The following is a 23,645-nucleotide window of genomic DNA, read 5'->3' as shown; positions in this document are numbered from 1 at the left end:
AAGAGAACTTTCTGAGAGGAGGATGCGAAGCGGGGTCAGGACCCGCTCGGCGGTCCCCTCTCGGCGCGTGAGTGCGCCAGACGTACGTCCTGCAGTGATCGCGCCACGACGACGGGCGCGGCCGGCCGCCAGGACGGGATCGCGGCGGCGCGCAGACCGTGCGGCGCGACGCGGAGACCGAGCCGCTCGGCGAGCTGCCACACGAACGCCTCACCACGCGCGAGCGCCACGGCGCTGACCGCGGTCGCGAGCACGTGGGCCGCCACCATCGGCGCCGACATCCGCATCTCGCCGGTGGAGCAGCCGAGGTGCACCCAGACCTGGCACAGCACGAGCAGGCCGAGCAGCTGGCCCGGCGTGACCCGGCGCGCCGAGAGCAGCCAGGCGACGACGCTGGCGCCCGCGAACGTCGTGAGGACCGCGGCGGTCCCGATCGTCCCGCCGGCGGTCAGGTGGCCGGCCGCAGCAGCGGCGACGCAGGCCAGCGCGGCGGCTGTCGAGCGTACGAGGCGGACGGGACCCGCCGCGGGTCGCAGCGCGACGTCGAACACGGTCCCGGGCACGGTCTCAGGCTATCGACCGGCCGATTCGTCACCATCACCGGCGGTGACCTGACGACGCGATCGCTACCGGGATCACCGGAGTTCGAGGTGAGCCTCGTACGTATGTACCGTGGGTCACATGGCAGCAACCGCACACGACACCGCGTCCTTCATCACCCTCGACGAGCAGTGGGGAGCACACAACTATCACCCCCTTCCGGTCGTGATCTCCGAGGCCGAGGGCGCATGGGTGACGGACGTCGACGGCAACCGCTACCTCGACTTCCTGTCGGGCTACTCGGCGCTCAACTTCGGTCACCGGCACCCCGCACTGCTCGACGCGGCCCGCAGCCAGCTCGACCGCCTTACGCTGACCTCGCGCGCCTTCCACAACGACCAGTTCGGCGCGTTCTGCCGAGACCTCGCCGCCCTGACCGGCACCGAGATGGTGCTGACGATGAACACCGGCGCGGAAGCCGTCGAGTCCGCGATCAAGGTCGCCCGCAAGTGGGCCTACGAGGTCAAGGGCGTCGAGTTCGATCGCGCGGAGATCATCGTCGCCGCCGGCAACTTCCACGGCCGCACGACGACGATCGTGTCGTTCTCCGACGATCCGGTCGCCCACGACAACTACGGCCCGTTCACACCGGGCTTCATCACGGTGCCCTACGGCGACCTCGACGCCGTACGCGCCGCCATCACGCCCAACACCGCCGCCGTGCTGATGGAGCCGATCCAGGGCGAGGCCGGCGTCATCGTGCCGCCCGCCGGGTTCTTCGCCGGCGTCCGGGCGCTGTGCGACGAGAACGACGTGCTGCTCGTCGCCGACGAGATCCAGTCCGGCCTGGCTCGCACCGGCAAGCTGTTCGCGCTCGACCACGAGAACGTGCGCGCCGACCTCTACACGCTGGGCAAGGCTCTCGGGGGCGGCATCATCCCGGTGTCGGCGGTCGTGGGTCGCGCTGACGTGCTCGGTGTCCTCAAGCCCGGCCAGCACGGGTCGACCTTCGGCGGTTACCCCGTGGCCTGTGCCGTCGGTCGCGCGGTCGTCGAGCTGCTCGAGGGCGGTGAGTTCCAGGAGCGTTCACGCGATCTCGGCGAGCACCTGCACGGCCGGCTCAACGAGCTGGTCGGCAAGGGGCTCGTGGCCGTTCGCGGGCGTGGCCTGTGGGCCGGCGTCGACATCGACCCGGCGGCCAAGACCGGTCGCGAGGTGTCGATGGCGCTGCGCGATCGCGGAGTGCTCTGCAAGGAGACCCACGAACGTACGCTGCGCATCGCTCCACCGCTGGTCATCACGCGCGAGGAGATCGACGGCGCGGTCGACTCGCTGACCGAGGCCCTGCACGCGTAAGCCGCAGCGCGTCGGCGGTGACCTGCTCGCCCTTCCGCTGCGTCGGCGGTGACCTGCTCGCCCTTCCAGCGGCTGGATGGGCGACTGGTGCACCGCCTCCCGGGTCAGCTGAAGAACGTCGCTCCGCCCGGCGGCGCCGGCGAGCGTTCGCTGTCTGCGTCGCTGAACGACGTCTTGCCGGCGAACTTCTCGATGACGTCGCGATAGGGCAGCACCCGGTACGGGAACGGTGAGCTCGCCGCCCGCCTCGCCAACGCCTCCCAGGGCAACGGCGACTGCGACGCCGAGACCAGCACATTGCCGAACCGCCGGCCCTTGAGGGTTGCCGGCTCAGCGCTGATCATGACCTGGTCGAAATGGTCGCGCACGCCGCGGACGACCCGGCGTACGTACGGGAACGGCGCGCGATCCGCGAGGTTGAGCAGCACGACTCCGCTGTCCACGACGACTCGAGCGACCTCGGCGAAGAACTCGGTCGTCGCGAGCTCCGCGGGCACCTGGGCGCCGTCGTACGCATCGAGGATCACGACGTCGGCGAAGTCGGGGCGCAGGGCGGCGATGCCGGTGCGACCGTCGACCGGTCGCACCTTGATGCCGCTGTTGCGCGGCAGTGGCAGCTGTTCGCGCACGAGCGCCGTGACCCGCTCATCGGGTTCGAGCACGATCTGTGCCGACGTCGGCCGCGACACCGAGACGTATCGCGGGATCGTCATCGCCGCTCCGCCGATGTGTACGAACCGCAACGGCCGGCCGGGCTCGGCGAGGGCGTCGATGACATCGGCGATGCGCTGCATGTAGTCGAACTCGAGCCGCCGTGGATCGTCCAGGTCGACGTGGGACTGGTCGGTGCCGTCGATGCGCAGCGTGTGACCCGACGGGCGATCCCGGTCCTGGACGATCTCGATCGCGCGCTCGGTCACCGGGCCACTGTAGGCGTTGCCTAGGCTGGTTGCGTGAACCAACCAGATGCCGTCGTGCTGGGTGTGGACGGGGTCGACTTCGAGCGCGAGGGCAGGCTGCTCCTGTCCGGCATCGACCTCACGGTGCGCCGGGGCGAGCACTGGGCGCTCATCGGACCCAACGGCGCCGGCAAGACGACGTTGCTGAACTTGTGCGGAGCCGTGACCCACCCGACACGCGGCACGGTCCACGTGCTTGGCAAGCAGCTCGGCCGTGTCGACATGCGTGAGCTCCGCGGCCACATCGGCTACGTCAACCCGCGTCACCCGCTGCAGTCCGACCTCACCGTCGAGCAGATCGTGCTCACGGGGGTCGCCGGCTCGATCGAGCTGGTGCCGCGATGGAACCCCTCACCGGAGGAGCACGATCGTGCCCGCCTGCTGATGAAGACCCTCGGCGTCGACGTGCCGACCTCGCCGCACTGGTTGACGATGTCGCAGGGTGAGCGAGGTCGTACGCTCATCGCCCGCGCCCTGATGCACGAGCCGCCGCTGCTTCTCCTCGACGAGCCGTCAACCGGGCTGGATGTCGCCGCCCGCGAGCAGCTGCTCTCCACGCTCGATGAGCTGCGCATCCAGCACCCGGAGACCGCCACCGTCATGGTGACGCATCACTTCGAGGAGCTGCCGCGCTCGACGACGCACGCCGTGCTGCTCCGCGCTGGTCGCGTGCTGGCGTCGGGTCCCGTCGGCGACGTGCTGACCAGCAAGCGGGTCAGTGAGTGCTTCGACCACCCGATCCGGATACGTCACCGCGACGGCCGCTGGAGCGCGACCGCCTGAGGCTCATTCGCGTAGGCCCGCGGCCCTCAGGTCGTCGCCGATCTGCCGCCGGATCTCGTCCGACGCCTCGAGCGCGGTGATCGACGCCCCGAGGGTCCACCACGGCGTCTGCGTCTCGCCCGCGGTGATGCGTCGAGCCGCCTCGACCGCCTGGAAGTGCAGGCCTGAGACCTGGTTGCCACGGGGCTCGTCGTACGTCAGCGTGCGGTCCGCACAGCGCAGGGTCAGCGGCCCCGGGCTGTGGTGCGTGGGCTCGACGGTCAGGATGCCCTCGGTGCCGACGATCGTCACCTGGTTGGCCAGGAAGCCGTGCAGCGTGGTCGCAATGACCGACAGCGTGCCGCCGGCGTGCGTCATCGTGGCGCCGAGCTGCCCGTTGACACCGTGCGGGTCCTGCTGGCCGAGCGCTGCAACGGCCTCGTGCGGACCGAGCAGTGAGGTGACGAACGCGAGCGGATAGATCCCCAGGTCGAGCAACGGGCCGCCGGCGAGGGCCGGGTCGAACACCCGGTGGCCGTCGGGGAACGACTCGCCGTACTCGGAGTGGACTGACCTGATCTCCCCCAGCCCGCCGAGCTCGACCACCTGACGCACGACGTCCCACTTGGGCAGGAACATCGTCCACAGCGCCTCGGCGCAGTAGAGCCCCGTGCGCTCCGCGACGGCCGCGATCTCGCGAGCCTGCCCGGCGCTGAGCCCGATCGGCTTCTCGACGAGCACGTGCTTGCCCGCTTCGAGGCTCAGGATCGCGAGCTCGAGGTGGGCCGGGTGCGGCGTGGCGACATAGACGATGTCGACGTCGTCCAGCGCGACCAGCTCTTCGTAGCTGCCGACCGCCGTGCGTACGTCGTGCTGCGCGGCGAACTCCTGCGCCCTCGGCAGCGAGCGCGAGCCGACCGCGACAACCTCTTGACGGGTGTACGTCTGCAGGGACTTCGTGAACTGCGCCGCGATCCAGCCCGGCCCCATCACGCCCCACCTCAACGGCGGCGCATCCATCGGGTCAGGTGTACGCGGGGTCGGCAGCGAGTCGAGCATCATGCTGAGGACTCTAGAGCGCCACCCGTACGAGCGGCACGACCTCCTTGCCGTACAGCTCGATGCTGCGCATGAGCTTGTCGTGCGCCAGCGTGCCGTTGCTGAACTTCAGGTCGAACCGGTCGATGCCGAGGATCCTGGTGTTGCGGACGATCTTGTCGGCGACGGTCTGCGGCGACCCTACGTACAGGGCGCCCTCCGGACCAGCCGACGCCTCGAACTCGGCGCGCGTCGCCGGCGGCCAGCCCCGTTCGCGACCGATGCGGGTGCGCTGCACCTCGTAGTGCGGCCAGAGCTCGTCGAGCGCCTGCTCGTCGGTGTCGGCGACGTGTCCCGGCGAGTGGACGCCGATGGGCAGCAGCGGCTTGCCGAGCTGTTCGAGCGCCTGCCGGTAGAGGTCGGCGTACGGCTTGAACTGCGCGGGCGGTCCGCCGATGATCGCGAGCATCAGCGGGAGGCCGTAGCGCGCGGCGCGGATGACCGACTCAGGGCTCCCGCCGACGCCGATCCACGTCGTGAGGCCGCCCGCAGCCGTCTTGGGGAACACCTCCTGGCCATCCAACGGTGGCCGGAGGTGGCCGGACCAGGTGATCGGGCCCTCCTCGCGCAGCGCCGCGAACAGGTCGAGCTTCTCGCTGAACAGCTCCTCGTACTGGCTCAGGTCGAAGCCGAACAGCGGGAACGACTCGGTGAACGACCCACGCCCGAGGATCACCTCGGCGCGACCGTTGGAGAGCGCGTCGAGCGTCGCGAAGCGCTCGTAGACGCGGATCGGGTCGTCCGAGCTCAGCACCGTGACCGCGGTGCCGAGGTGGATGTTGGTCGTACGCGCAGCGATCGCGGCGAGCACGACCTCAGGAGCCGTGACGGCGAAGTCCTCGCGGTGGTGCTCGCCCACGCCGAAGAACGCGAGACCGAGCTCGTCGGCGAGCACCGCCTGGTCGACGATGTTGCGGATCACCTGGTCGTACGGCAACGGTGTGCCGTCGTCGCCGAACGTCACGTCGCCGAAGGTGTCGAGACCGAGCTCGAGCTGTGCCATGTCATCTCCCAGGTTGATGTACGCCGGTTCAACGCCGCGACGGCGAGCGCTGTTCCCGGTCAGGATGCCGGTCGGAGCAGACCACCGGCGACGTCACCGGTGTTGTTGTCCTCGTCGGCCAGGTGGCCGTCCACCGAGGTGCGCTCGCCGTCGTGCAGCCACTCCAGCGGCGTCTTCAGCACGTTGCGGTCGGCGCGCCGGACGATCCGGTCATCACGGCCCTGCCACCAGGTCTCGATGCGCTCGCTGCCGGCGACCTTCGACCAGTCGCCGTCGCGATAGGTCCACGTGCCGTACTGCTTCGGTATGCACGCGAGGTCGCCCGTCACGCAGGTGCCTTCGTAGCGCACCGCCACGGTGCCGCCGACCTTGTCGAGCCGGGTGATGCGCCACTGCTTCGTGTAGCCGGGCGGTGCTCCGTACGTGCCGGCGATCGTCCCGTCGGCCGGGTCGATCTCGACAACGTCCTGCCGCACGACGCAACCCCCGCAAGGCTCGCCCTTGTGCTGCTGGACGGCCAGCAGGCTCCGACCATCCGCCGAGACGCGGAGGCGGGTGATCCGATCGCCCTTGAGCACGTCCGAGGTCGAGCCGTCCGCGGCGACACGCATCACCCCGTATGCCAAAGTCTCCTCCTCGTTCTCCACCTCGCTGAAGCGAAGGAAGGTCGCGCCGCCAACCGTGACGGGCTGCGCGGCGTACGAGCGTACGACGTCGCCGCCGCCGCCCTTGGCCCGTGGCGCGGCCGGCAGGTTCAGGACACTGCGCTTCGTGAGCGCGAGATTCCAGCGCACCAGCCGGTCACCGTCAACGAACGAGATGCCGGTCGTCGGGTCGTTGGGCGGGCCCAGCTGGCCCTTGATCGTCGAGCCGCTGAACGCGCCGCGTACTGGGTCATAGAGGCGATAGACCTGCGCGACATAGCCGGGCTCCTTGCGTTCGATCGCCAGGAGCACCGTGCCGGTCGGCAGCCACCGTGCGCCGACCGCATGAGGCACGACATGACGCTGATCGCCGGCTGTCACCAGCATCCCGCCGGGGACGATCGTCGCGGACTGTGGCGCGATGATCGTCGAGGGAACAGCGGACGCCTTGCTGTCGAACACCGCATCGGTGGTGTCGTCGTCGCGGACGTACAGCGTGACTGCGAGCGCAATGCCGACCAGCACGACCAGCGCCGAGACGAAACTCTTCGACCGGCTCAACCGACGCGCGCCACGAGGGTCGTGCCGGGCAGCTGCACCTCGATCACCATGCCTTTGGCCAGCTGGCGGCCACGACGGGTCTCGACCTCGCCGTCGACCCTGACGTCGCCGCCCTGGATCAGCTCCCCTGCCGCCGCGCCGGACTCGGCGAAGTTGGCGAACTTGAGGAACTGTCCCAGGCGGATCATGTCACCCGTGATGGGCACGATCTCGATGTCGTCAGAGGCCATGCACCCAGCCTGCCACGGCCGGCGTCCGCCTGCGTGCGAGGATCAATCGCATGGAGCAGACGGTCCGCGCCCGAGCCGTGATCTTCGACATGGACGGCACCTTGGTGGACTCCAACGCCGTCGTGGAGGCGATCTGGCAAGCGTTCGCCGAGCGCTTCGATCTGGTGGTCGCCGACGTGCTGGGGTTCTCGCACGGTCGACAGACGATCGACACGGTCCGCCGGTTCGCTCCCGCCGATGCCGATCACGAGGCACTCGCCGCTGAGCTGGCCGCCATCGAGGTCGAGACACCGGACGGGATCGTCGAGGTCCCGGGCGCCGCGGCATTCGTCGCCTCGATCCCGGCCGAGCGCACCGCTCTGGTCACGTCCGCGCCGTTGCTGCTCGCCAAGACCCGCATGACCGAGGCCGGCGTGCCGGTGCCACCTGTGGTCGTACCGGCGGAGGACGTGGCGCGCGGCAAGCCCGATCCGGAGGGCTACCTTCGCGCGACCGAGCTGCTCGGGCTGCGACCCGAGGACGTCGTCGTGTTCGAGGACGCCCCGGCGGGCATCGAGTCGGCCCGTGCCGCGGGCGCGCAGGTCGTGGTCGTGGGTGGCTACGCCGGCCCCGCCGCCCCAGGGCTGCCCGGCACGCCCGACTTCACCGCCGTACGCGCTGCGGTCGAGGGCGACGAGATCGTCATCACCTGGGACGCGCCATGACCGACACCACCAGGGCTGACGTGTGGGTGTCGTCCGTACGCCTCTACAAGACGCGCTCCCTTGCGTCGGCGGAGTGCAAGGCCGGCCACGTGCGCATCAACGGCGCCAAGGCCAAGCCCGCGCAACCGGTCAAGGTCGGCGATCGTGTCGAGGCGCTCACCGAGGGCGGCCTGCGGATCGTCGTCGTCACCCGGATCATCGTCAAGCGGGTCGGCGCGGCCGTTGCGGTCGAGTGCTACGACGACCACACTCCCCCGCCGCCGCCCAAGGAAGAGGTGGCGATCATGCCTCGGCGCGATCGCGGCGCCGGACGGCCGACCAAGCGGGATCGTCGAGCCCTCGACCGGTTGCGCCGGCGCTAGACGAGCAGCGGCAGCAGCGCCCGGCTGCTGAGCGGCGCCAGGTCGATGTCTCACGGCGCCGCGGGGTCGACCCAGATGCTCTCGGCGATCTCGGCGGCGACGACCGGAGCGGCGGCGTCGATCGTCAGCGTGAAGACCTCGGCGAGCACCCGGTGCCCGGGCTCGTTGGCGGCGTCCTCCTCGAACGTGCCCAGCCACGTGAAGTCCTCCGCGGCGAGCTCGAGGCCGAGCTCCTCGAACAGCTCACGGCGCAGGCAGTCCAGCGGGCTCTCGCCGGCCTCGATCTTGCCTCCGGGCTGCATGAACACCGTGGTGTCGTGCTTGCGGACCATCAGCGCGCGCCCGTCGGCGTCGACCGTCAATGCCGCCGCCACGTGGATCACGGGCGGTGTCACGGCTGAGGCGCTTCCTCGTTCGCCTTGCCCCACTTGTCGGTCCACGACGGCGGCGCCGCCAGCATGGTCAGCAGCTCGTCGAGATCATCGGAGAACGACACGATGCCGGACTGCTCCTGCCGCACGAATCCGGAGCCGACCATCCCGTCGAGCAGGTCCCGCATCGGTGCCCAGAACCCGGCTACGTCGAGGAACCCCGAGGGCTTCTCGTGGATCGTCAGCTGTGCCCACGTCCACTGCTCGGCGATCTCCTCGAGCGTGCCGGCACCGCCTGGCAGGGCGATGAACGCATCCGACAGCTCAGCCATCAACGCCTTGCGCTCGTGCATCGACTCGACGACGTGCAGCTCGCTCAAGCCGTGATGCGCGAGCTCTCGGTCGTCGAGCTGTCGCGGGATGACACCGATGACCCGACCGCCGGCTCCCAGCGCGGCATCAGCGACGGTGCCCATCAACCCGACGTGCCCGCCGCCGTAGACGACCGTGATGTCGCGCTCGGCGAGCGTACGCCCCGTGAGCCGGGCCGCCTCGGCGTACGCAGGGTCGTTGCCGAAGCTGGAGCCGCAGAAGATCGCGATGGCGCTGAGTGACATGCGCCAATCGTGGCAGACGAGGTGAGCGCTACTGCTCGCGCTTCCACGTGCCTCGGCCGAACATCCGGCCGAAGCGGTCCGCCAGCGAGCTGCCGGTGTCGTCGGTCGCGTCCGCGCGGTAGACCGGCGAGTCGTCCGGCTCGGGCAGCTGCGCCGCATCGTCGGCCGTCAGCGACGTGCGTACGTATGCCGTCGTGATCGTGCCGACGTGGTCGGCGTCGACGAACCGTGTGCCTCTGGGCGTCTCCACGACGATGCCGTCGAAGACGCTGACCTCCTCGACCACCAGCACGGCGGCAACCGTGCCGAACTGCTGACCGTCGCTGGACTGCACCGGCGTGCCGGGCTCGAGGGCGGTGTACGCGATGGGGTCGGGTTCGTCAGTCATACCGGCAACTCTAGGGCGATCCCGGTCGCCCGAGACGACGAACGCCGATGATCGTCGGGCGACGTCCATCGGTCGGACGGAGGCGATTCGAGGTCCTGACTGGGACAAGGAACCGCATGCGGGAGGCGGTCTCGGCAGTGGGGGCGCTCGACCGCGTGGCAGGAGCGGAGTACGGACCGCTGGTGCGATTCACGACGGCTGGGCATGACGTCCTCGTGACACGAGAACGCAGAGTGCCCCTCTCCGGTAGTGATCGGAGAAGGGCTCTCAGTACCTCTGACCTGCACAAACGTACAAAGTCACCGTGTCGGGCTGACAGGATTTGAACCTGCGACCCCTTGACCCCCAGTCAAGTGCGCTACCAAGCTGCGCTACAGCCCGCGACGCAACGAGGTTACCGTATGGCGGCCCGCCGGACCGCACCGGCTCGGCAGTCTCGAACGCACAAAGGCGGGACACTACGAGCAAATCCTTGGGCGGCCTACGAGTGTCAGAGCTCAAAGACAGGATCGAAGGATGAGCCGCACTCCGCCCTATTCGGACAACGCCCTTGCAGTCGCAATCACCCAGTCCCATTCGTGGCGCGGAGTGCTCCGAACGCTCGGCTTCAGTGCCACGTCCGGGTCAACCATCCGTGCCGTCCGGCAACGGGCCGACGCGCTCCATCTTGATCACAGTCACTTCACCGGACAACGTCGTTGGACCGACGAAGAGCTGGCGGCAGCCGTGCAAGCGTCGGACTCTTGGGCGCAAGTCGCCGATGCCTTGGGTCTCCGGGGCGGCTCCTGGCAAGCAACCTTGAGGGCCCACGCGATCCGGCTTTCTCTGGACATCGGTCATCTCCAGTCCAGAGAACCTGCTGCGGGCATGCCGGTACCAGTCTCTGGTCCAGCCCTCTCCCATCTACCGCGCGCTGGGTCGATGTTGGCAGCTGCCTGGTTTTCGCTGTGTGGATACGACGTGTCGTGGCCCCTCGAACCCTGCAGATACGATCTGCTAGTCGTCGCCGACAAACCAATGAGGATCCAGGTCAAGACTGGAACGGTTCGCGCGAACAACTCTTGGGTGGCATGGCTGTCCAGCACCGGGACTGTGCGACGCATCTATGATCCCGACGAGATCGACTACTTCTTCGTCATCGATGGCAGCCTTGACCACTACCTGATTCCTGTGGCGATCGTAGGTGGCTTCCACGTGATCCACCTGTCGGCATATGTGCAATACCGCCTCCCACACCTCAAAGGCTGAGGTTCAGCGGCGCTCGCGCTTCTTGCGCGGACGCTGCTGGAGGTGGATCGGCGACCCCACGAAGCCGAACTCCTCGCGGAGCCGGCGCTCGATGAATCGCATGTAGGACGCCTCAAGCTTGCCCGAGGTGAACAGCACGAACGTCGGCGGAGCCGTCGACGCCTGCGTGCCGAACATGATCTTGGGCTGCTTGCCACCCCGCACGGGGTGCGGGTGCTCGGCGACCAGACGACCGAGGAACGCGTTGAGCGCCCCAGTGGTCACGCGGGTCTCCCAACCCTCGAGGGCGGCATCGAGCGCGCGTACGAGCCGGTCGATGTGCCAACCGGTGCGCGCCGTGATGTTGATCGTCGGCGCCCACGGCACCTGGACGAGCTCGCGCTCGATCTCGCGCTCGAGGTAGTAGCGGCGCTCGTCGTCGACGAGGTCCCACTTGTTGAACGCGACGATCAACGCGCGGCCGGCCTCGGCAACCGAGCTGATGATGCGGGTGTCCTGCTCCGTGAGCGGCTGGCTGCCGTCGATGATCACGACCGCGACCTCGGCCCGATCGATCGCAGAGCTCGTGCGGAGGCTGGCGTAGTACTCGTGCCCAGACGCATCGCGTACGCGCCGGCGGATGCCTGCGGTGTCGATGAAGTTCCAGGTGCGACCGCCCAGCGTGACGATCTCGTCGACCGGGTCGACCGTGGTGCCGGATGCATCATCGACGACGACGCGCTCCTCACCCGCGAGCCGGTTGAGCAGGCTCGACTTGCCGACATTGGGCTTGCCGACGATCGCGACCCGGCGGGGTCCCTGCGGCGCGTCGAAGTCCTCCGGCGGCGGGCTGGGCAGCGCCTCGAGGACAGCGTCGAGCATGTCGCCGCTCCCCCGGCCGTGCAGCGCCGAGACGGGGTAGGGCTCACCGAGTCCGAGGTTCCACAGGCCAGCTGCTTCAGCCTCGGTGCGCTGGTCGTCGACCTTGTTGGCGGCGAGCACGACAGGCTTCTTGGCGGCGCGCAGGATGCGGACGACCTTTTCGTCGACGTCCGTGATGCCGACGGTCGCGTCGACGACGAAGAGCACGGCGTCGGCGACCTGGATCGCGATCTCGGCCTGCGCGGCGATGCGCTCGGCCAGTCCGCGGGCGTCGGGGTCCCAGCCGCCGGTGTCGACGACCGTGAACGCGCGACCATTCCAGTGCGCGTCGTACGAGACGCGGTCACGGGTCACGCCGGGCACGTCCTCGACGACAGCTTCCCGGCGACCGATGATGCGGTTGACCAGGGTCGACTTGCCGACGTTGGGGCGCCCGATCACAGCGAGAACGGGTACAACGTCAGCCATCGGTGGATCCTGTCGGAAGGGGGCCGGGGAGGTCGCGCTGGAGCACTGACTTGGCCCGGGAGACATGAGCACGCAGGTGATCGTGGATCCGATCACCCGCGTCTGCCATTGTCCCACGATCTCGCGGCCAAACCTGCATCGGCAGCTGGATCGGGTCTCCGTAGACGATGTCGAGGCGCGCGCCCTTGGCCGGTCGGGCGTCCGCGGCCTCACCCGCCTGCCGCGTCCCGAAGATCGCGATCGGCACGACCGGAGCGCCCGACACCAGGGCCAGGTAGGCCACGCCGTTCTTGAACACGTCGAACTCGCCGTTGCCACGCGTCGCCTCCGGATAGACCAGGACGACCTGACCGGCCGCGAGGGCCTGTACCGATCGGCGCACGGCGCCGGTGTCGTTGCGCGTCCGGCTGACCTTGATCTGGCCGACGAACGTCAACAGGCGGCCGGTACGACCGTGGAACTCCTCTTCCTTGACCAGGGCGTGGGGCGCCCGTGGGGCGGTGATGAACAACAGAGGCCCGTCCAGCCAGCCGATGTGGTTGCTCGCGAGGATCACGGGGCCCGTACGCGGGACGTGCTCGAGACCGTGCTCATGGATGTCCCAGCGCCGCCGGAAGTGCCCGCGCGCCAGGCGACGTACGAGTCGCAGCCCGTGCTCGGGCAGCCCGTCGGCGGAGCTCATCGTGCCGCGTCGACGATCCCGACGATCGTGTCGATGACCTCTTCGAGCGTCAGGTGCGTGCCGTCGACCACCACGGCGTCGTCGGCCTTGGCCAGCGGCGACGCGGCCCGTGTCGAGTCGATCTCGTCGCGCCGGGCCAGGGCCAGCTCCGTGGCGGCGGTGTCACTCGCACCGGTCTCGGCGGCGCGACGGGCGGCGCGGGCCGCCGGGTCGGCGACGAGGTAGATCTTCACCGGTGCATCCGGAGCGACGGTTGAGCCGATGTCGCGGCCTTCAACGACGATCCCGTCGCTCTGCGCGATCGTCTCGCGCTGCAGGTCGACCAGCATCTCGCGGACGTGCGGGACGGCGGCGACGAGGCTGACCGATCCCGTGACGTCATCGCCGCGGATCGGGCCGGCCACATCGATCCCGTCGACGTGGATCGTGGGGTCGAGCGGATCGGTGCCAGACGTCAGGCGTACGTCGTCGGCCGCCTTGGCGATCGCGTCGGGGTCCTGCAGGTCGACCCTGCGCTCGAGGAGCGCCCAGGTCATCGCGCGATACATCGCCCCCGTGTCGAGGTAGGCCAGCGACAGCCGGTCGGCGACGCCTCGAGACGTGCTCGACTTGCCCGAGCCTGACGGCCCGTCGATCGCCACGACCAGGGACTTGCTCACGTGTGCCACTCCTTCTAGCGGTATGCGGACCAGCCGCGTGCGGTCAGTGCCTCGACGAGCGTATCGGCCGAGGTCGCCACGACGGCGATCTCGACCTGTCCGACCGGGCGGCCGAGCTCGTGGTCGATTCGGATGTCCTCGATGTTGACCCCGGCCTCGCCCGTGTGGGCCATGAGACGGGGCAGCTCGCCCGGGCGGTCCGGCACCGAGACGAACACGGTCGCCAGGTCGGCGAGCTTGTCGCCGTGCTTGCCCGGGATCAGGCGGGTGCCGTCCTGGCCGGACTGCAGCACCCGGCCCAGTCGGTCGGTGTCCGCACCGATCGAGTCGATGACGCGGTCGAGGTCCTCGCGTACGTGCTGCAGCACCGCACGGACCTGCCCGGCGTTGGCGCCCAGGATGTCCTGCCAGAGCGCGATGTCGCTGCCGGCGATGCGCGTGACGTCGCGCAGGCCCGGGCCGGCGAGAGCGAGGTGCTCGCCCGGCGCGCCGTTGAGCTGTGCGGCCGTGAGCACCGAGAGGATGTGCGGGACGTGCGAGACGAGCGCCACCGCACGGTCGTGGTCGGGCGCGTCCATGACGAGCGGCACTCCCCCGACGAGCTCCGCGAGCTGCACCACGAGGTCGATCGCGTCCTGATCGGTGCCGGCCGCGGTCGTGACGGCCCATGGACGGCCCTCGAACAGCCGAGCGGACGCAGCCATGGGCCCGGAGCGCTCGCTCCCGGCCATCGGGTGGCTGCCGACGTAGCGCTGGCTGCCCGTCTCACGGCCGATCTGCTGCTGCAGGTCCGACTTGACGCTGGCCACGTCGGTGACAGCAGCCGCCGGCCACTCGGTGAGCACTCGGCGGACCGTGGCGACGACCTCAGCCGGCGGTACGGCCACGATGACGAGGGACGGAGAGTCGACCGGATCAGCGCTGCCCGCCCCGCGCGACACCGCGAGCTCGAGGTTGGACGTACGAATGTCCTCCAGGTGCACCTCGACGCCAGCCTCGGAGAGAGCGAGCGCCGCAGACGTACCGATGAGCCCGCACCCGATGACCAGGACGGGGCCGGCAAGCGAAGAAGTCACTGGTCAACGCTATCGAACAGGGCCCCGAGCTCGTCGCGGGTGAGGTCGCGCATCGCGCCGGAGGCCAGGCCGCCGACGTGCAAGGGTCCGAACGCCGTACGGCTGAGCTCGCGCACTGGGTGCCCCGCCGCATCGAGGAGCCGACGCACGATGCGGTTGCGGCCCATGTGGATGTCGAGCTCGACCAGCGATCGCCCCCGTGACGTGTCCTTGACGATGAAGCGGTCGACCTGCGCCGGGCCGTCGTCGAGCTCGATGCCGGCCTTGAGCTTGGCGCCGGTGCCCTCGGTCACGGTGCCGTCCACCAGCGCGACGTACGTCTTGGTGATCTCGAACGACGGGTGCGCCAGCTTGTGCGCCAGGTCGCCGTCGTTCGTCAGGATCAGCAGCCCGGAGGTGTCCGTGTCGAGCCGGCCGACGTGGAACAGGCGGTCCTCACGACCTGCCACGATCGCCGACAGGTCAGGCCTGCCGCGCTCATCAGCCATCGATGTCACGACGCCGCGCGGCTTGTTGAGCATGACGTACGCGTGGTCGTTGGGCGGCGGGATGCGCTTGCCGTCGACCCGGATGACGTCGGTCAATGGATCGACCCGGGCGCCCATCGTGTCGATGATCTCGCCGTTCACCTCGACGCGACCGTTGGCGATCATGTCGTCGCAGCGCCGGCGACTGCCGAGGCCGGCCTGCGCCAGGACCTTCTGCAGGCGGATCTCAGCCACGTGCGTCGTCGTCTTCGTCGGCCACGTCGGGTTCCGGTGCCGTCTCGGCGTCGCCGGTTGAGTCTGTCGAATCCTCGTCCGGCCCCTTCGCCAAGCTCAAGGACCCGTCGTCCGTGCCGAGTGCGTCTTCGGCACCCGAGAGCACCTCGTCCTCCATGTCCTCCAGCTCCGGGAGGTGGCCGGCGATGTCGGGCAGCTCGTCGAGGCTGCCGAGGCCCATGCGCTCCAGGAAGTAGCTCGTCGTGCGGTAGAGGATCGCCCCGCTCTCGGCGTCGACGCCCTCCTCCTCGATCAGGCCGCGGGTCACGAGCGTGCGGACGACGCCGTCGACGTTCACGCCGCGAATCGCCGAGATGCGTGAGCGGCTGATGGGCTGCCGGTACGCCACGACGGCCATCGTCTCGAGCGCCGCCTGCGTCAGCCGGGCCTGCTGGCCGTCGAGGATGAAACGCTCGACCGCTCCGGCGAACTCCTCGCGGGTGAAGAACCGCCAGCCACCGGCGATGTTGCGCAGCTCGAAGCCGCGACCCTGCTCGGTGTACTCGGCGGCGAGCTCGCCCAGTGCCTGCTCGACATCGACGGGCGGGTGACCGACGGCCTGGGCCAGCGTCAGGTGGTCGAGTGGCTGGTCGGCGACCATGAGCACCGCCTCGAGGGCGGGCTTCAGGTCGAGCATCTCCAGCTCGAGCTCGTGCGGGCCGGTCGGTACGTGCTGGTCAGTCATCACTGCTCTCACGGGGTTCAGGGGTCTCGTCGGCGATCGGCTCGTCCGCGGCCTGGTCGTCGTCGACCTCGATCACGGGCATGTCATCAGGCGCGATCATCGGTTCGTCGAACTCGTCGCCGACGTCGATGTCGCCGTCATCAGTGCCGGTCCAGCGTACGTGCAGGTCGCCCAGCGGCGTCGCCTGCTCGAACGCGATGACGCCCTCGCGGAACAGCTCGAGCACGGCGAGGAAGCGGGCGACCTTGGTCATCAGGTCCGGCGCATCGGCGGTCAGTGCCCGGAACGTCATCTCGCCCTTGCGGCGCAGCTGGTCGACCACGAGGTGCGCCTGCTCACGCACACTGACCTGCGGAGCGTGCAGGTGCGTCAGCGACAGGATCGGCACGGGCTTGGCCTCGAACGCCTGTGCCGCGAGCTGCGCCAGCTCGGCCGGACCGATCGAGATCAGCACCTCGGGCAGCAGGTCGGCGAACCGCGGCTCGAGCGTGACGATCCGCGGGAACCGCTTCTGCTCCTCGGCGAGGCGCGCGGCGATCACGCCGGCAACCTGCTTGAACGCGCGGTACTGCATGAGGCGGGCGAACAGCAGGTCGCGCGCCTCGAGCAGGGCAAGGTCCTCCTCGTCCTCGACCTCGGCCTGCGGCAGCAGCCGCGCGGTCTTGAGGTCGAGCAGCGTCGACGCGACGAGCAGGAAGCTCGTGGTCTGCTCGAGGTCGTCGCCGAGCTCCTTGATGTACGCGATGAAGTCGCTGGTCACCTTGGACAGGGCAACCTCGGTGATGTCGAGCTGGTGCTTCGAGATGAGCTGCAGCAGCAGGTCGAACGGACCTTCGAAGTTGGTCAGGCCGACGGAGAACCCGGACGGTGCGGACTCGTCGACGTCCGCGATCGTCACGACTCGCTCAATCGCCGGGCGACGTCGCTGTCGGTGCCGCGCGACTCGAGGTCGGCGAGCGCGACGGCCAGCGCCGCGCGGACGAACCGGCCGCGGTCGACGCTGCGGCCCAACTCGCTGCGGAGCTTGAGCCTGGCCTGCTCGACGGCCAGCAGCTCGGCCGCGGTGACGTAGACCGTCATCTTCTCGTCGTGCTTGACCCGGCCGCTGGCTGCGACAGCGGCGCCGGCGTCACCCTCCTCGGCTGCGGGTGCGGGAGCGGTGGCCCGGAAGAGCTCGTCGACCCCCGGCATGGTGGGCCGTTTGCCGCTGCCGCCCGACGACGGTGTCACGCCTCGGGGCATCGAACGAGAACCTCCCTCGCGAGCTGCCGGTAGGAGTCGGCGCCAGGCGATGTCGGGGCGTACTCGGTGATCGGCTCCCCCGCGACCGTCGAGTCGGAGAACTTCACGGTGCGTCGGATGACGGTGTGGAAGACCAGGTCGCCCCAGCCTTCGACGAGGGTCGCGAGGACCTCCTTGCCGTGCAGGGTGCGGCTGTCGTACATCGTGCCGAGCAGACCGATGATCTGCAGTTCGTCGTTGGTGCGGTCGCGCACCTTCTCGATCGTGTCCTTGAGCAGCGCGACCCCGCGCAGGGCGAAGTACTCGCACTCCAGCGGCACCAGGACACCGTCGGCCGCGGTCAGCGCGTTGACCGTCAGCAGTCCGAGCGACGGCTGGCAGTCGATCAGGATGACGTCGTAGTCCTTGCGGACCGCCTTGAGGACCCGCGCCAGCACCTGCTCGCGGCCGACCTCGGTCACGAGCCGCATCTCAGCCGCGGACAGGTCGATGTTGGACGGTACGAGGTCCAGTCCGTCGACCGCGGTCGGCATGATCAGGTCCTTGATCGAGATCTCCCGGTCCATCAGGACGTGATAGATGCTCTGGTCGAGCTCATGGGCGCTGACGCCGAGGCCGACGGTCATCGAGCCCTGGGGATCGAAGTCGACGAGCAGCACCTTGCGGCCGGTCTCGACGAGCGCCGCACCGAGGTTGATGGTCGTCGTGGTCTTGCCGACGCCACCCTTCTGGTTGCACATCGCGATGATCGTCGCGGGCTGCCCGGGCTTGCGCGGCTGGGGCTTCGGGAAGTTCGGCATCGGCCGTCCGGTCGGTCCCAGTTCCTTGCTCATCAGCTACCCCTGCACTCGAACTCGACCGGCGGACGAGCGTCACTCTACCGCGAAAAGTCGACTTGGCGACCGCCCTCGAGGACTCGATCGGCGCGCCTGCCGAGATCGCAGCCAGAACCTATCTCGACGCCCTCGGATGGGCCGTCGCATAGATCTCGCGAAGCTTCTCGACGGTGACCAGGGTGTAGATCTGCGTCGTCGTCACCGAGGCGTGTCCCAGCAGCTCCTGGACCACCCGGACGTCCGCTCCGCCGTCCAGCAGATGGGTCGCGAACGAGTGCCGCAGCGTGTGTGGCGAGACGTCCACGGCGATGCCGGCCCGCTGAGCCGCCCGGGTCAGGACGGTCCACGCGCTCTGCCGCGAGAGTCGCCCTCCGCGGGCGTTGAGGAACACCGCCGGCGTGCTGGTCCGGGCCGACGCCAGCGCCGGTCGTGACGCGGTCAGATAGTCGCTCAACGACTGTCGGGCGTACGACCCGAGGGGCACGATGCGCTGCTTGCCGCCCTTGCCGCGCAGGAGCACGGTCGAGTCCTCGAGGTCGAGGTCGTCGAGGTCGAGCCCGACGGCCTCGGAGATCCGGGCACCGGTGCCGTAGAGGACCTCCAGCAGTGACCGGTCGCGCGACGCGAGCGTCGTGCCCGGCGCACCGGCGGCGTCGAGGATCGCCTCGATGTCCGACAGCGGCAGAGCCTTGGGCAGCCTCGAGGCCGGTCGAGGCGGCTTGACCGCGGCCGTGACGTCGGTCGGCACGATCTGCTCACGCAGCAGGAAGCGGTGGAGCCCACGGACCGCGACGATCGTACGAGCGGCGCTCGCGGTGCCCAGCGACACATGATCGGGGTCGCCCGTACGAAGTGCGCCGAGGAACGCGGCGATGTCGTTCTCGGTGATCGCCGCTGGATCCGTCAGCTCGCGCGCATGCAGGAACTGCAGATAGCGCCTCAGGTCGCGGCGATATGAGTGGAGCGTGTTGTCGGCGAGGCCACGCTCGACGCTGAGGTGGCTCAGGTAGTCCTGGACCGCCCGCTCCACGTCGGTCGTCATCTGGTGCGCAGCACCTGTGCGGCGAGGATGCCCGCGACCGTGAGCGAGTCGGTGATACGACCGGAGAGCACCGCGTCGACGGCGTCGTCGAACGGTAGCCACCACTGCGCCATGTCGGCTTCCTCGGCCTCGCGCTGCGTACGGTCGGCGTGCGGCACGGCGCTGAGATCGGTGGCCCGGAAGACCTCCCATGCCTCGGTCGAGTAGCCGGGCGTCGCCAACAGGTGCAGGATCGAGTCCCACTCGTCAGCCACGACATCGGCCTCCTCGGCGAGCTCGCGGATCGCGGCGTCGAGAGGCGCCTCCCCCGGTACGTCGAGGGTGCCGGCGGGCAGCTCGAACAGGCGTCGCCCGACGGGGTGGCGATACTGCTCGACCAGCAGCACCCGGTCGTGCTCGTCGATCGCCAGCACGCCGATCGCGCCGTTGGGCTGCACGACGGCACGGCCGTGCTCGCCACCCGTGGGATCGACGATCGTGTCGATGCGCAGGCTGACGTACGGGCTCTCGTACTTGACGTCGGTGCCGCTCACCGGCCAGGACTGGTCGGAGTCCCTCAATGACCCCGGGTCGGCCAGCTCACCCGGCAGTCGCGGGTGGCTGGTCATACGTTCGCGCTCGCCTGCTCGTCGACCGGCAGCCGCAGCTCGAGCTGGCGAGCCAGCGCCGCACCGATCAGGCCGGAGAACAACGGGTGCGGCCGGGTCGGCCGCGAGCGCAGCTCCGGATGAGCCTGCGTGGCGACGTAGTACGGGTGCACCTCGCGCGGCAGCTCGACGAACTCGACGAGGTTGGCGTCCGGCGACGTGCCGCTGAAGACCAGACCTGCTGCTTCGAGCTGCGCCCGGTAGGAGTTGTTGACCTCGTAGCGGTGCCGGTGGCGCTCCTCGACCTTGTCCGCGCCATAGACCTCCGCGATGATGCTGCCGGGCTGGAGCTTGGCCGGATAGAGGCCGAGCCGCATCGTGCCGCCCAGGTCTCCGGCGCCGTCGACGATCGCCAGCTGCTCGGCCATCGTGGCGATGACCGGGTGGGGCGTCTGCGGGTCGAACTCCGACGAGCTCGCGCCCTCGATGCCGGCGACGTTGCGGGCATACTCGATGACCATGCACTGCAGGCCCAGGCAGAGCCCGAGCACCGGGATGCCGCGCTCCCGGGCGTACGTCAGGGCGCCGAGCTTGCCCTCGATGCCACGGATGCCGAAGCCGCCCGGCACGCAGATGCCGTCGACGTCGTGGAGGTTCTGTGCCGCGCCGGTCGCCGACTCGCAGTCGTCCGACGGGACCCAGCGCAGGTTGATCTTGGCGTCGTGGGCGAATCCACCGGCCCGCAGCGCCTCACCGACCGAGAGGTAGGCATCGGGCAGGTCGACGTACTTGCCGACCAGCGCGATCGTGATCTCCTCCGCCGGGTGGTGCACGCGGCGGAGCAGCTCGTCCCACTGCGTCCAGTCGACGTCACGGAACGGCAGGTCGAGCCGCCGCACGACGTACGCGTCGAGGCCTTGGCTGTGCAGGACCTTGGGGATGTCGTAGATCGATGGCGCATCGCTCGCGGTGATGACGGCTTCCTCGTCGACGTCGCACATCAGCGAGATCTTGCGCTTCATGCTGACCGGGATGTCACGGTCGGCCCGGCACACGATGGCGTCGGGCTGGATGCCGATCGAGCGCAGCGCCGCGACCGAGTGCTGCGTCGGCTTGGTCTTGAGCTCGGCCGACGGTCCGATGTAGGGCACGAGCGACACGTGGAGGAAGAACACGTTGCCGCGGCCGACGTCGTGGCGAACCTGGCGGGCCGCCTCGAGGAACGGCAGGGACTCGATGTCGCCGACGGTGCCGCCGATCTCGGTGATCACGACGTCGACGTCGGGGCCGGCCATCGCCCGGATGCGAGCCTTGATCTCGTTCGTGATGTGCGGGATGACCTGCACGGTGTCGCCGAGATAGTCACCGCGGCGCTCCTTGGCGATGACCTCCTGATAGACCTGCCCGGTCGTGACGTTGGCCTTGCCCGAGAGGTCGACGTCGAGGAACCGCTCGTAGTGTCCGACGTCGAGGTCGGTCTCGGCACCGTCGTCCGTCACGAAGACCTCGCCGTGCTGGAACGGGTTCATCGTGCCGGGGTCGACGTTGAGATAGGGGTCGAGCTTCTGCATCGTGACCCGCAGACCCCGCGACTTGAGCAGTCGCCCGAGGGACGAGGCGGTCAACCCCTTGCCGAGCGAGGAAGCGACCCCGCCGGTGACGAAAACATGCTTGGTAACCGCGTTACCTGCCAAGGTGACTCCCGTGGTCGAAAACCGATGTCGAGCGCTCATGATGCAGGAATTGCATCAGGCCTCCACGGGATTCCAGCCTACCAACAGAACACCCCTGGAGCCCAACGACACACGTGTCGGCTCCCCCACAGAGCGCGGTCAGCGCGCCGGCACGGCTCCGCTGCCACTGCGGGACGTACCCCATGCCCCCGGCTGCCCGGCGGCCTGCGCAGCCGCGACGAGTGCCGTGACGACCCGTCCCGCGGCCGTGTCCGTGACATCGACGGTCGAGACCTCCGTGGCGAAGTCGCCGTCGCGCACCGCCTTGACTGCCCCGCCGTCGGTGCTCGACGACGACGGGCCGGCGACCACGATGCCCTTGCCGCTGCTGTTGAGAGCGCCGGCGAGCGATGCGATGACCGTGCTCTGGTCGGATCCACCCGTACGCTCAGGGCCCGTCACGAGCACGGCCAGGGTCGCGACCTTCTTGGGTGGGGCGGTCAGCGTGATGAGCTTGCCCTCGGAGAACGCCGACCGGATGGTGCTCGCGGTCTGATCGGGTGCCGCCGCCTTGTCGGCCATCAGTGCGCGGCCCAGCGCCGACCCGACCCGGCCGTAGCTGTCCCCTGCGGCGCTGACGCCGGGGACGTTCGAGGCTGACTGCTGCGCCACGCTCTCGGCGAACTGGCGCCCCGACGCGTCGAGGAGCTTGCTCGTGAGGTTGACCTCGCCCGTGACATCTGCACCGGCCGCCTCCAGGTTGGTCGTGATGCCCCTGATCTCCGCGGCGCTGGTGCCCGGCACCGTCAGCATCACGATGGTCTGCCCCTTGAGCTTGTCCTTCAGGAGGCCGGGCGACGTACGCGCGGCGTAGCCCGACTCGAACGCCGCGAGGCCCGGGTCGGTCGTGTCCTGGCTCGTGGTCGCATCGCCACGGAGAGAGTCGCCCGTGTCGTCGAGAGGCCCTGAGCCCAGCGCGACACCTGCCGCGAGCGCAATCAGGATCGCGGCGATCGAGACGAGGTGGAAGCGGAAGTTGATCACGTGAAGAGTCCTTTGATCCAGGTGCCGAGATCGGCGAGCTGATCACCGAGTGAGTCGAACCAGTCGTTGCCGACCGGGGTCACGGCGATCGAGACGGCGACAGCCGCGACGCCTGCAGCGAGCAGGAGCAGTACCGGCCACATCGCGAATCGCTGTGAGGTGAAGTGGTTGACGGCCTTGGCGTCGACGATCTTGGAGCCGGCCCGCAGCCGGGCGACGAACATGCGCGCCACTTCTGACGGGGGCCGCTCCAGGAACTTCGACAGCGTCGCCGGCGCCCCCACGTGCACGATGACGGCCGCCTCGTTGGTGTCAGCCAGCACGATCGCGAGATCGTCGTCGGCGCCGCTCGACACGAACGTCACGATCTCCTTGCCGTGCCGTTCGAGCCGCTCGGGGGTGTCGACCGTGCCCGACGACGTCGTCACCACGACCTCGCCGGCAACACGGATCGCAGCGTCCGAGAGGTTGTCGAGCGCACCGATCACGAGGGCCGGGGTGTAGCCGGCCTTCAACAGGACGTCGGCGCCCGCGCCCGCGCCGATCAACACCGGGTCGTCGTCGCGGATGTAGCGGCGCAGGCCTCGCAGGTCTGCTTCGTCGTCGTACGCCCGGGAGACCACGACGACCGCCCGGCCCCGCAGCTTCGTGCGGATCCGTGGCACGTGCGCGCCGTCGAGCAGCATCGTCTGCTCGCGCTGGATGTGGTCGCTGGCGTTGGCGGCCAGCGAGTCCAGCCGGGTGGCCAAGCCGCTCTCGGCGTCCGCCAGCGCGGCGGTCGTGTGTGCGTCGTCGAGCTCCGTGCCACTGACCACGAGGATCTCGTCACGGAAGACCTTGCCGTCCTCGATCCGTACGCGTTCGCCGTTCTTGAGCTTCGACCAGATGGCGGCGTCCTCGAGGTCGATCAGCAGGATGCCGGCATGGGCCAACATCTGCGGCCCGACGTTGGGCACGCGGCCGCTGCTGGAGCGCCCGGCGTTGAGCACAGCCCGAACGCGCTGGTCGATGAGTTCTTGCGCCTGTCGGGCATCGAGCTCGGGGTGGTCCACGACAGCGATGTCACCCTCGCGGAGCGACGTGACATCGCTCTCGCGCTGGACGAACCTCACCGTGCCGACGACCCCGGACGCTTCGGGCGTGTTGGGTCTCTTGTGCTTCCTGATGGCCATCGCCGACCATGCTT

General features: G+C 69.3%; 28 protein-coding genes and 1 tRNA gene. 5 read left to right on the top strand and 24 right to left on the bottom strand.

The window, feature by feature from the left end; all coding sequences use genetic code 11:
* Positions 1–35 precede the first annotated feature (35 nt).
* The gene (locus ESP70_RS00880) at positions 36–563 is read right to left on the bottom strand and encodes a hypothetical protein (RefSeq protein ID WP_149687504.1); all 528 of its coding nucleotides are present in this window, start codon (positions 561–563) and stop codon (positions 36–38) included.
* Positions 564–681: 118 nt separating this feature from the next.
* Between ESP70_RS00880 and rocD the strand changes: the two genes are divergently transcribed.
* Complete coding sequence (gene rocD, locus ESP70_RS00875) at positions 682–1,896, top strand: ornithine--oxo-acid transaminase (protein WP_149687503.1); 1,215 nt, start codon at positions 682–684, stop codon at positions 1,894–1,896.
* 104 nt (positions 1,897–2,000) lie between these two features.
* Here rocD and ESP70_RS00870 read toward each other — a convergent pair whose 3' ends face one another.
* Complete coding sequence (locus ESP70_RS00870) at positions 2,001–2,816, bottom strand: spermidine synthase (protein ID WP_246161732.1); 816 nt, start codon at positions 2,814–2,816, stop codon at positions 2,001–2,003.
* 33 nt (positions 2,817–2,849) lie between these two features.
* On the opposite strand from ESP70_RS00870, the gene ESP70_RS00865 reads away from it, so the two are divergent.
* Positions 2,850–3,638 carry an ABC transporter ATP-binding protein gene (locus ESP70_RS00865; RefSeq protein ID WP_149687502.1) on the top strand — a complete coding sequence of 263 codons (789 nt, stop codon included), beginning with the start codon at positions 2,850–2,852 and terminating at the stop codon, positions 3,636–3,638.
* 3 nt (positions 3,639–3,641) lie between these two features.
* Here the strand turns inward: ESP70_RS00865 and ESP70_RS00860 are convergent, their stop codons facing one another.
* Genes ESP70_RS00860 through ESP70_RS00845 form a run of 4 tightly spaced genes read right to left on the bottom strand, consistent with a single transcriptional unit; the run spans position 3,642 to position 7,153 of the window.
* The gene (locus tag ESP70_RS00860; RefSeq protein ID WP_149687501.1) at positions 3,642–4,679 is read right to left on the bottom strand and encodes a Gfo/Idh/MocA family protein; all 1,038 of its coding nucleotides are present in this window, start codon (positions 4,677–4,679) and stop codon (positions 3,642–3,644) included.
* A 10-nt stretch (positions 4,680–4,689) separates the two neighbouring features.
* A complete protein-coding gene (locus ESP70_RS00855) occupies positions 4,690–5,718 on the bottom strand; it encodes an LLM class flavin-dependent oxidoreductase (protein ID WP_149687500.1) in 1,029 nt (342 codons plus the stop codon).
* A 59-nt stretch (positions 5,719–5,777) separates the two neighbouring features.
* Positions 5,778–6,923, bottom strand: coding sequence for a hypothetical protein (locus tag ESP70_RS00850; protein ID WP_149687499.1), 1,146 nt, complete (start codon positions 6,921–6,923; stop codon positions 5,778–5,780).
* Positions 6,920–7,153, bottom strand: a complete 234-nt coding sequence (locus tag ESP70_RS00845; RefSeq protein ID WP_149687498.1) for an RNA-binding S4 domain-containing protein — start codon at positions 7,151–7,153, stop codon at positions 6,920–6,922. The genes ESP70_RS00850 and ESP70_RS00845 overlap by 4 nt, the downstream gene beginning before the upstream one ends.
* A gap of 50 nt (positions 7,154–7,203) precedes the next feature.
* Here ESP70_RS00845 and ESP70_RS00840 point away from each other — a divergent pair, with 50 nt between their 5' ends.
* Together ESP70_RS00840 and ESP70_RS00835 are read left to right on the top strand one after the other, a co-directional pair.
* Complete coding sequence (locus tag ESP70_RS00840; protein ID WP_149687497.1) at positions 7,204–7,857, top strand: HAD-IA family hydrolase; 654 nt, start codon at positions 7,204–7,206, stop codon at positions 7,855–7,857.
* Positions 7,854–8,219: an RNA-binding S4 domain-containing protein gene (locus ESP70_RS00835; RefSeq protein ID WP_149687496.1), complete on the top strand. Its 366-nt coding sequence runs from the start codon at positions 7,854–7,856 to the stop codon at positions 8,217–8,219. The genes ESP70_RS00840 and ESP70_RS00835 overlap by 4 nt, the downstream gene beginning before the upstream one ends.
* 50 nt (positions 8,220–8,269) lie before the next feature.
* Here the strand turns inward: ESP70_RS00835 and ESP70_RS00830 are convergent, their stop codons facing one another.
* From ESP70_RS00830 to ESP70_RS00815, 4 genes are all read right to left on the bottom strand, one after another.
* Positions 8,270–8,614: an NUDIX hydrolase gene (locus ESP70_RS00830; protein ID WP_246161731.1), complete on the bottom strand. Its 345-nt coding sequence runs from the start codon at positions 8,612–8,614 to the stop codon at positions 8,270–8,272.
* On the bottom strand, positions 8,611–9,207 hold the full coding sequence (locus tag ESP70_RS00825) for an LOG family protein (RefSeq protein ID WP_149687495.1): 597 nt from the start codon (positions 9,205–9,207) through the stop codon (positions 8,611–8,613). Before ESP70_RS00825 ends, ESP70_RS00830 begins: the two co-directional genes overlap by 4 nt.
* 28 nt (positions 9,208–9,235) lie before the next feature.
* Positions 9,236–9,595, bottom strand: a complete 360-nt coding sequence (locus ESP70_RS00820) for a hypothetical protein (RefSeq protein WP_149687494.1) — start codon at positions 9,593–9,595, stop codon at positions 9,236–9,238.
* 307 nt (positions 9,596–9,902) lie between these two features.
* Positions 9,903–9,976, bottom strand: a tRNA-Pro gene (locus tag ESP70_RS00815).
* Positions 9,977–10,111: 135 nt separating this feature from the next.
* Here ESP70_RS00815 and ESP70_RS00810 point away from each other — a divergent pair.
* A complete protein-coding gene (locus ESP70_RS00810; RefSeq protein ID WP_149687493.1) occupies positions 10,112–10,843 on the top strand; it encodes a group I intron-associated PD-(D/E)XK endonuclease in 732 nt (243 codons plus the stop codon).
* Positions 10,844–10,846: 3 nt separating this feature from the next.
* On the opposite strand, the gene der is transcribed toward ESP70_RS00810, so the two are convergent.
* From der to steA, 14 genes are all read right to left on the bottom strand, one after another.
* Positions 10,847–12,172 (bottom strand): ribosome biogenesis GTPase Der, encoded by a 1,326-nt coding sequence (gene der / locus ESP70_RS00805; RefSeq protein WP_149687492.1) that lies wholly within the window; start codon positions 12,170–12,172, stop codon positions 10,847–10,849.
* Positions 12,165–12,854, bottom strand: coding sequence for a lysophospholipid acyltransferase family protein (locus tag ESP70_RS00800; protein WP_149687491.1), 690 nt, complete (start codon positions 12,852–12,854; stop codon positions 12,165–12,167). The genes der and ESP70_RS00800 overlap by 8 nt, the downstream gene beginning before the upstream one ends.
* On the bottom strand, positions 12,851–13,513 hold the full coding sequence (gene cmk / locus ESP70_RS20265; protein ID WP_223148578.1) for a (d)CMP kinase: 663 nt from the start codon (positions 13,511–13,513) through the stop codon (positions 12,851–12,853). The genes ESP70_RS00800 and cmk overlap by 4 nt, the downstream gene beginning before the upstream one ends.
* A 14-nt stretch (positions 13,514–13,527) precedes the next feature.
* Positions 13,528–14,589 (bottom strand): prephenate dehydrogenase, encoded by a 1,062-nt coding sequence (locus ESP70_RS20260; RefSeq protein WP_223148577.1) that lies wholly within the window; start codon positions 14,587–14,589, stop codon positions 13,528–13,530.
* Entirely contained in the window at positions 14,586–15,311 is a 726-nt protein-coding gene (locus ESP70_RS00790; protein WP_149687490.1) for a pseudouridine synthase, read from the bottom strand. Before ESP70_RS00790 ends, ESP70_RS20260 begins: the two co-directional genes overlap by 4 nt.
* Positions 15,304–16,035, bottom strand: coding sequence for an SMC-Scp complex subunit ScpB (gene scpB / locus ESP70_RS00785; protein WP_149687489.1), 732 nt, complete (start codon positions 16,033–16,035; stop codon positions 15,304–15,306). The genes ESP70_RS00790 and scpB overlap by 8 nt, the downstream gene beginning before the upstream one ends.
* On the bottom strand, positions 16,028–16,933 hold the full coding sequence (locus ESP70_RS00780) for a segregation and condensation protein A (protein WP_149687488.1): 906 nt from the start codon (positions 16,931–16,933) through the stop codon (positions 16,028–16,030). The genes scpB and ESP70_RS00780 overlap by 8 nt, the downstream gene beginning before the upstream one ends.
* Complete coding sequence (locus ESP70_RS00775) at positions 16,930–17,277, bottom strand: hypothetical protein (RefSeq protein WP_246161730.1); 348 nt, start codon at positions 17,275–17,277, stop codon at positions 16,930–16,932. The genes ESP70_RS00780 and ESP70_RS00775 overlap by 4 nt, the downstream gene beginning before the upstream one ends.
* The gene (locus tag ESP70_RS00770) at positions 17,262–18,110 is read right to left on the bottom strand and encodes a ParA family protein (protein WP_056214112.1); all 849 of its coding nucleotides are present in this window, start codon (positions 18,108–18,110) and stop codon (positions 17,262–17,264) included. The genes ESP70_RS00775 and ESP70_RS00770 overlap by 16 nt, the downstream gene beginning before the upstream one ends.
* A gap of 118 nt (positions 18,111–18,228) precedes the next feature.
* Entirely contained in the window at positions 18,229–19,155 is a 927-nt protein-coding gene (gene xerD / locus ESP70_RS00765; protein WP_149687487.1) for a site-specific tyrosine recombinase XerD, read from the bottom strand.
* Complete coding sequence (locus ESP70_RS00760) at positions 19,152–19,763, bottom strand: NUDIX domain-containing protein (protein WP_149687486.1); 612 nt, start codon at positions 19,761–19,763, stop codon at positions 19,152–19,154. The genes xerD and ESP70_RS00760 overlap by 4 nt, the downstream gene beginning before the upstream one ends.
* The gene (locus ESP70_RS00755) at positions 19,760–21,475 is read right to left on the bottom strand and encodes a CTP synthase (protein ID WP_149687485.1); all 1,716 of its coding nucleotides are present in this window, start codon (positions 21,473–21,475) and stop codon (positions 19,760–19,762) included. The genes ESP70_RS00760 and ESP70_RS00755 overlap by 4 nt, the downstream gene beginning before the upstream one ends.
* A 99-nt stretch (positions 21,476–21,574) precedes the next feature.
* On the bottom strand, positions 21,575–22,459 hold the full coding sequence (locus ESP70_RS00750; protein WP_188110424.1) for a copper transporter: 885 nt from the start codon (positions 22,457–22,459) through the stop codon (positions 21,575–21,577).
* Complete coding sequence (gene steA / locus ESP70_RS00745; protein WP_149687483.1) at positions 22,456–23,631, bottom strand: putative cytokinetic ring protein SteA; 1,176 nt, start codon at positions 23,629–23,631, stop codon at positions 22,456–22,458. Before steA ends, ESP70_RS00750 begins: the two co-directional genes overlap by 4 nt.
* Positions 23,632–23,645 lie beyond the last annotated feature (14 nt).

The sequence above is a fragment of the Aeromicrobium ginsengisoli genome (assembly GCF_004134905.2).
In the GTDB taxonomy this organism is placed as follows: Bacteria; Actinomycetota; Actinomycetes; order Propionibacteriales; family Nocardioidaceae; genus Aeromicrobium; species Aeromicrobium ginsengisoli.
This window is presented reverse-complemented; position numbering and strand designations above follow the sequence as displayed.

Bases quoted from the DNA above. Each gene is read 5' to 3' on its own strand.
- ESP70_RS00825 (WP_149687495.1), bottom strand. From the start codon at position 9,207: ATGTCACTCAGCGCCATCGCGATCTTCTGCGGCTCCAGCTTCGGCAAC.
- der (WP_149687492.1), bottom strand. From the start codon at position 12,172: ATGGCTGACGTTGTACCCGTTCTCGCTGTGATCGGGCGCCCCAACGTC.
- ESP70_RS00810 (WP_149687493.1), top strand. From the start codon at position 10,112: ATGAGCCGCACTCCGCCCTATTCGGACAACGCCCTTGCAGTCGCAATC.
- ESP70_RS00820 (WP_149687494.1), bottom strand. From the start codon at position 9,595: ATGACTGACGAACCCGACCCCATCGCGTACACCGCCCTCGAGCCCGGC.
- ESP70_RS00760 (WP_149687486.1), bottom strand. From the start codon at position 19,763: ATGACCAGCCACCCGCGACTGCCGGGTGAGCTGGCCGACCCGGGGTCA.
- steA (WP_149687483.1), bottom strand. From the start codon at position 23,631: ATGGCCATCAGGAAGCACAAGAGACCCAACACGCCCGAAGCGTCCGGG.
- ESP70_RS00775 (WP_246161730.1), bottom strand. From the start codon at position 17,277: ATGCCCCGAGGCGTGACACCGTCGTCGGGCGGCAGCGGCAAACGGCCC.
- rocD (WP_149687503.1), top strand. From the start codon at position 682: ATGGCAGCAACCGCACACGACACCGCGTCCTTCATCACCCTCGACGAG.
- xerD (WP_149687487.1), bottom strand. From the start codon at position 19,155: ATGACGACCGACGTGGAGCGGGCGGTCCAGGACTACCTGAGCCACCTC.
- ESP70_RS00755 (WP_149687485.1), bottom strand. From the start codon at position 21,475: ATGAGCGCTCGACATCGGTTTTCGACCACGGGAGTCACCTTGGCAGGT.
- ESP70_RS00800 (WP_149687491.1), bottom strand. From the start codon at position 12,854: ATGAGCTCCGCCGACGGGCTGCCCGAGCACGGGCTGCGACTCGTACGT.
- ESP70_RS00845 (WP_149687498.1), bottom strand. From the start codon at position 7,153: ATGGCCTCTGACGACATCGAGATCGTGCCCATCACGGGTGACATGATC.
- ESP70_RS00835 (WP_149687496.1), top strand. From the start codon at position 7,854: ATGACCGACACCACCAGGGCTGACGTGTGGGTGTCGTCCGTACGCCTC.
- scpB (WP_149687489.1), bottom strand. From the start codon at position 16,035: ATGACTGACCAGCACGTACCGACCGGCCCGCACGAGCTCGAGCTGGAG.
- ESP70_RS00770 (WP_056214112.1), bottom strand. From the start codon at position 18,110: ATGAGCAAGGAACTGGGACCGACCGGACGGCCGATGCCGAACTTCCCG.
- ESP70_RS00860 (WP_149687501.1), bottom strand. From the start codon at position 4,679: ATGATGCTCGACTCGCTGCCGACCCCGCGTACACCTGACCCGATGGAT.
- ESP70_RS00855 (WP_149687500.1), bottom strand. From the start codon at position 5,718: ATGGCACAGCTCGAGCTCGGTCTCGACACCTTCGGCGACGTGACGTTC.
- ESP70_RS00840 (WP_149687497.1), top strand. From the start codon at position 7,204: ATGGAGCAGACGGTCCGCGCCCGAGCCGTGATCTTCGACATGGACGGC.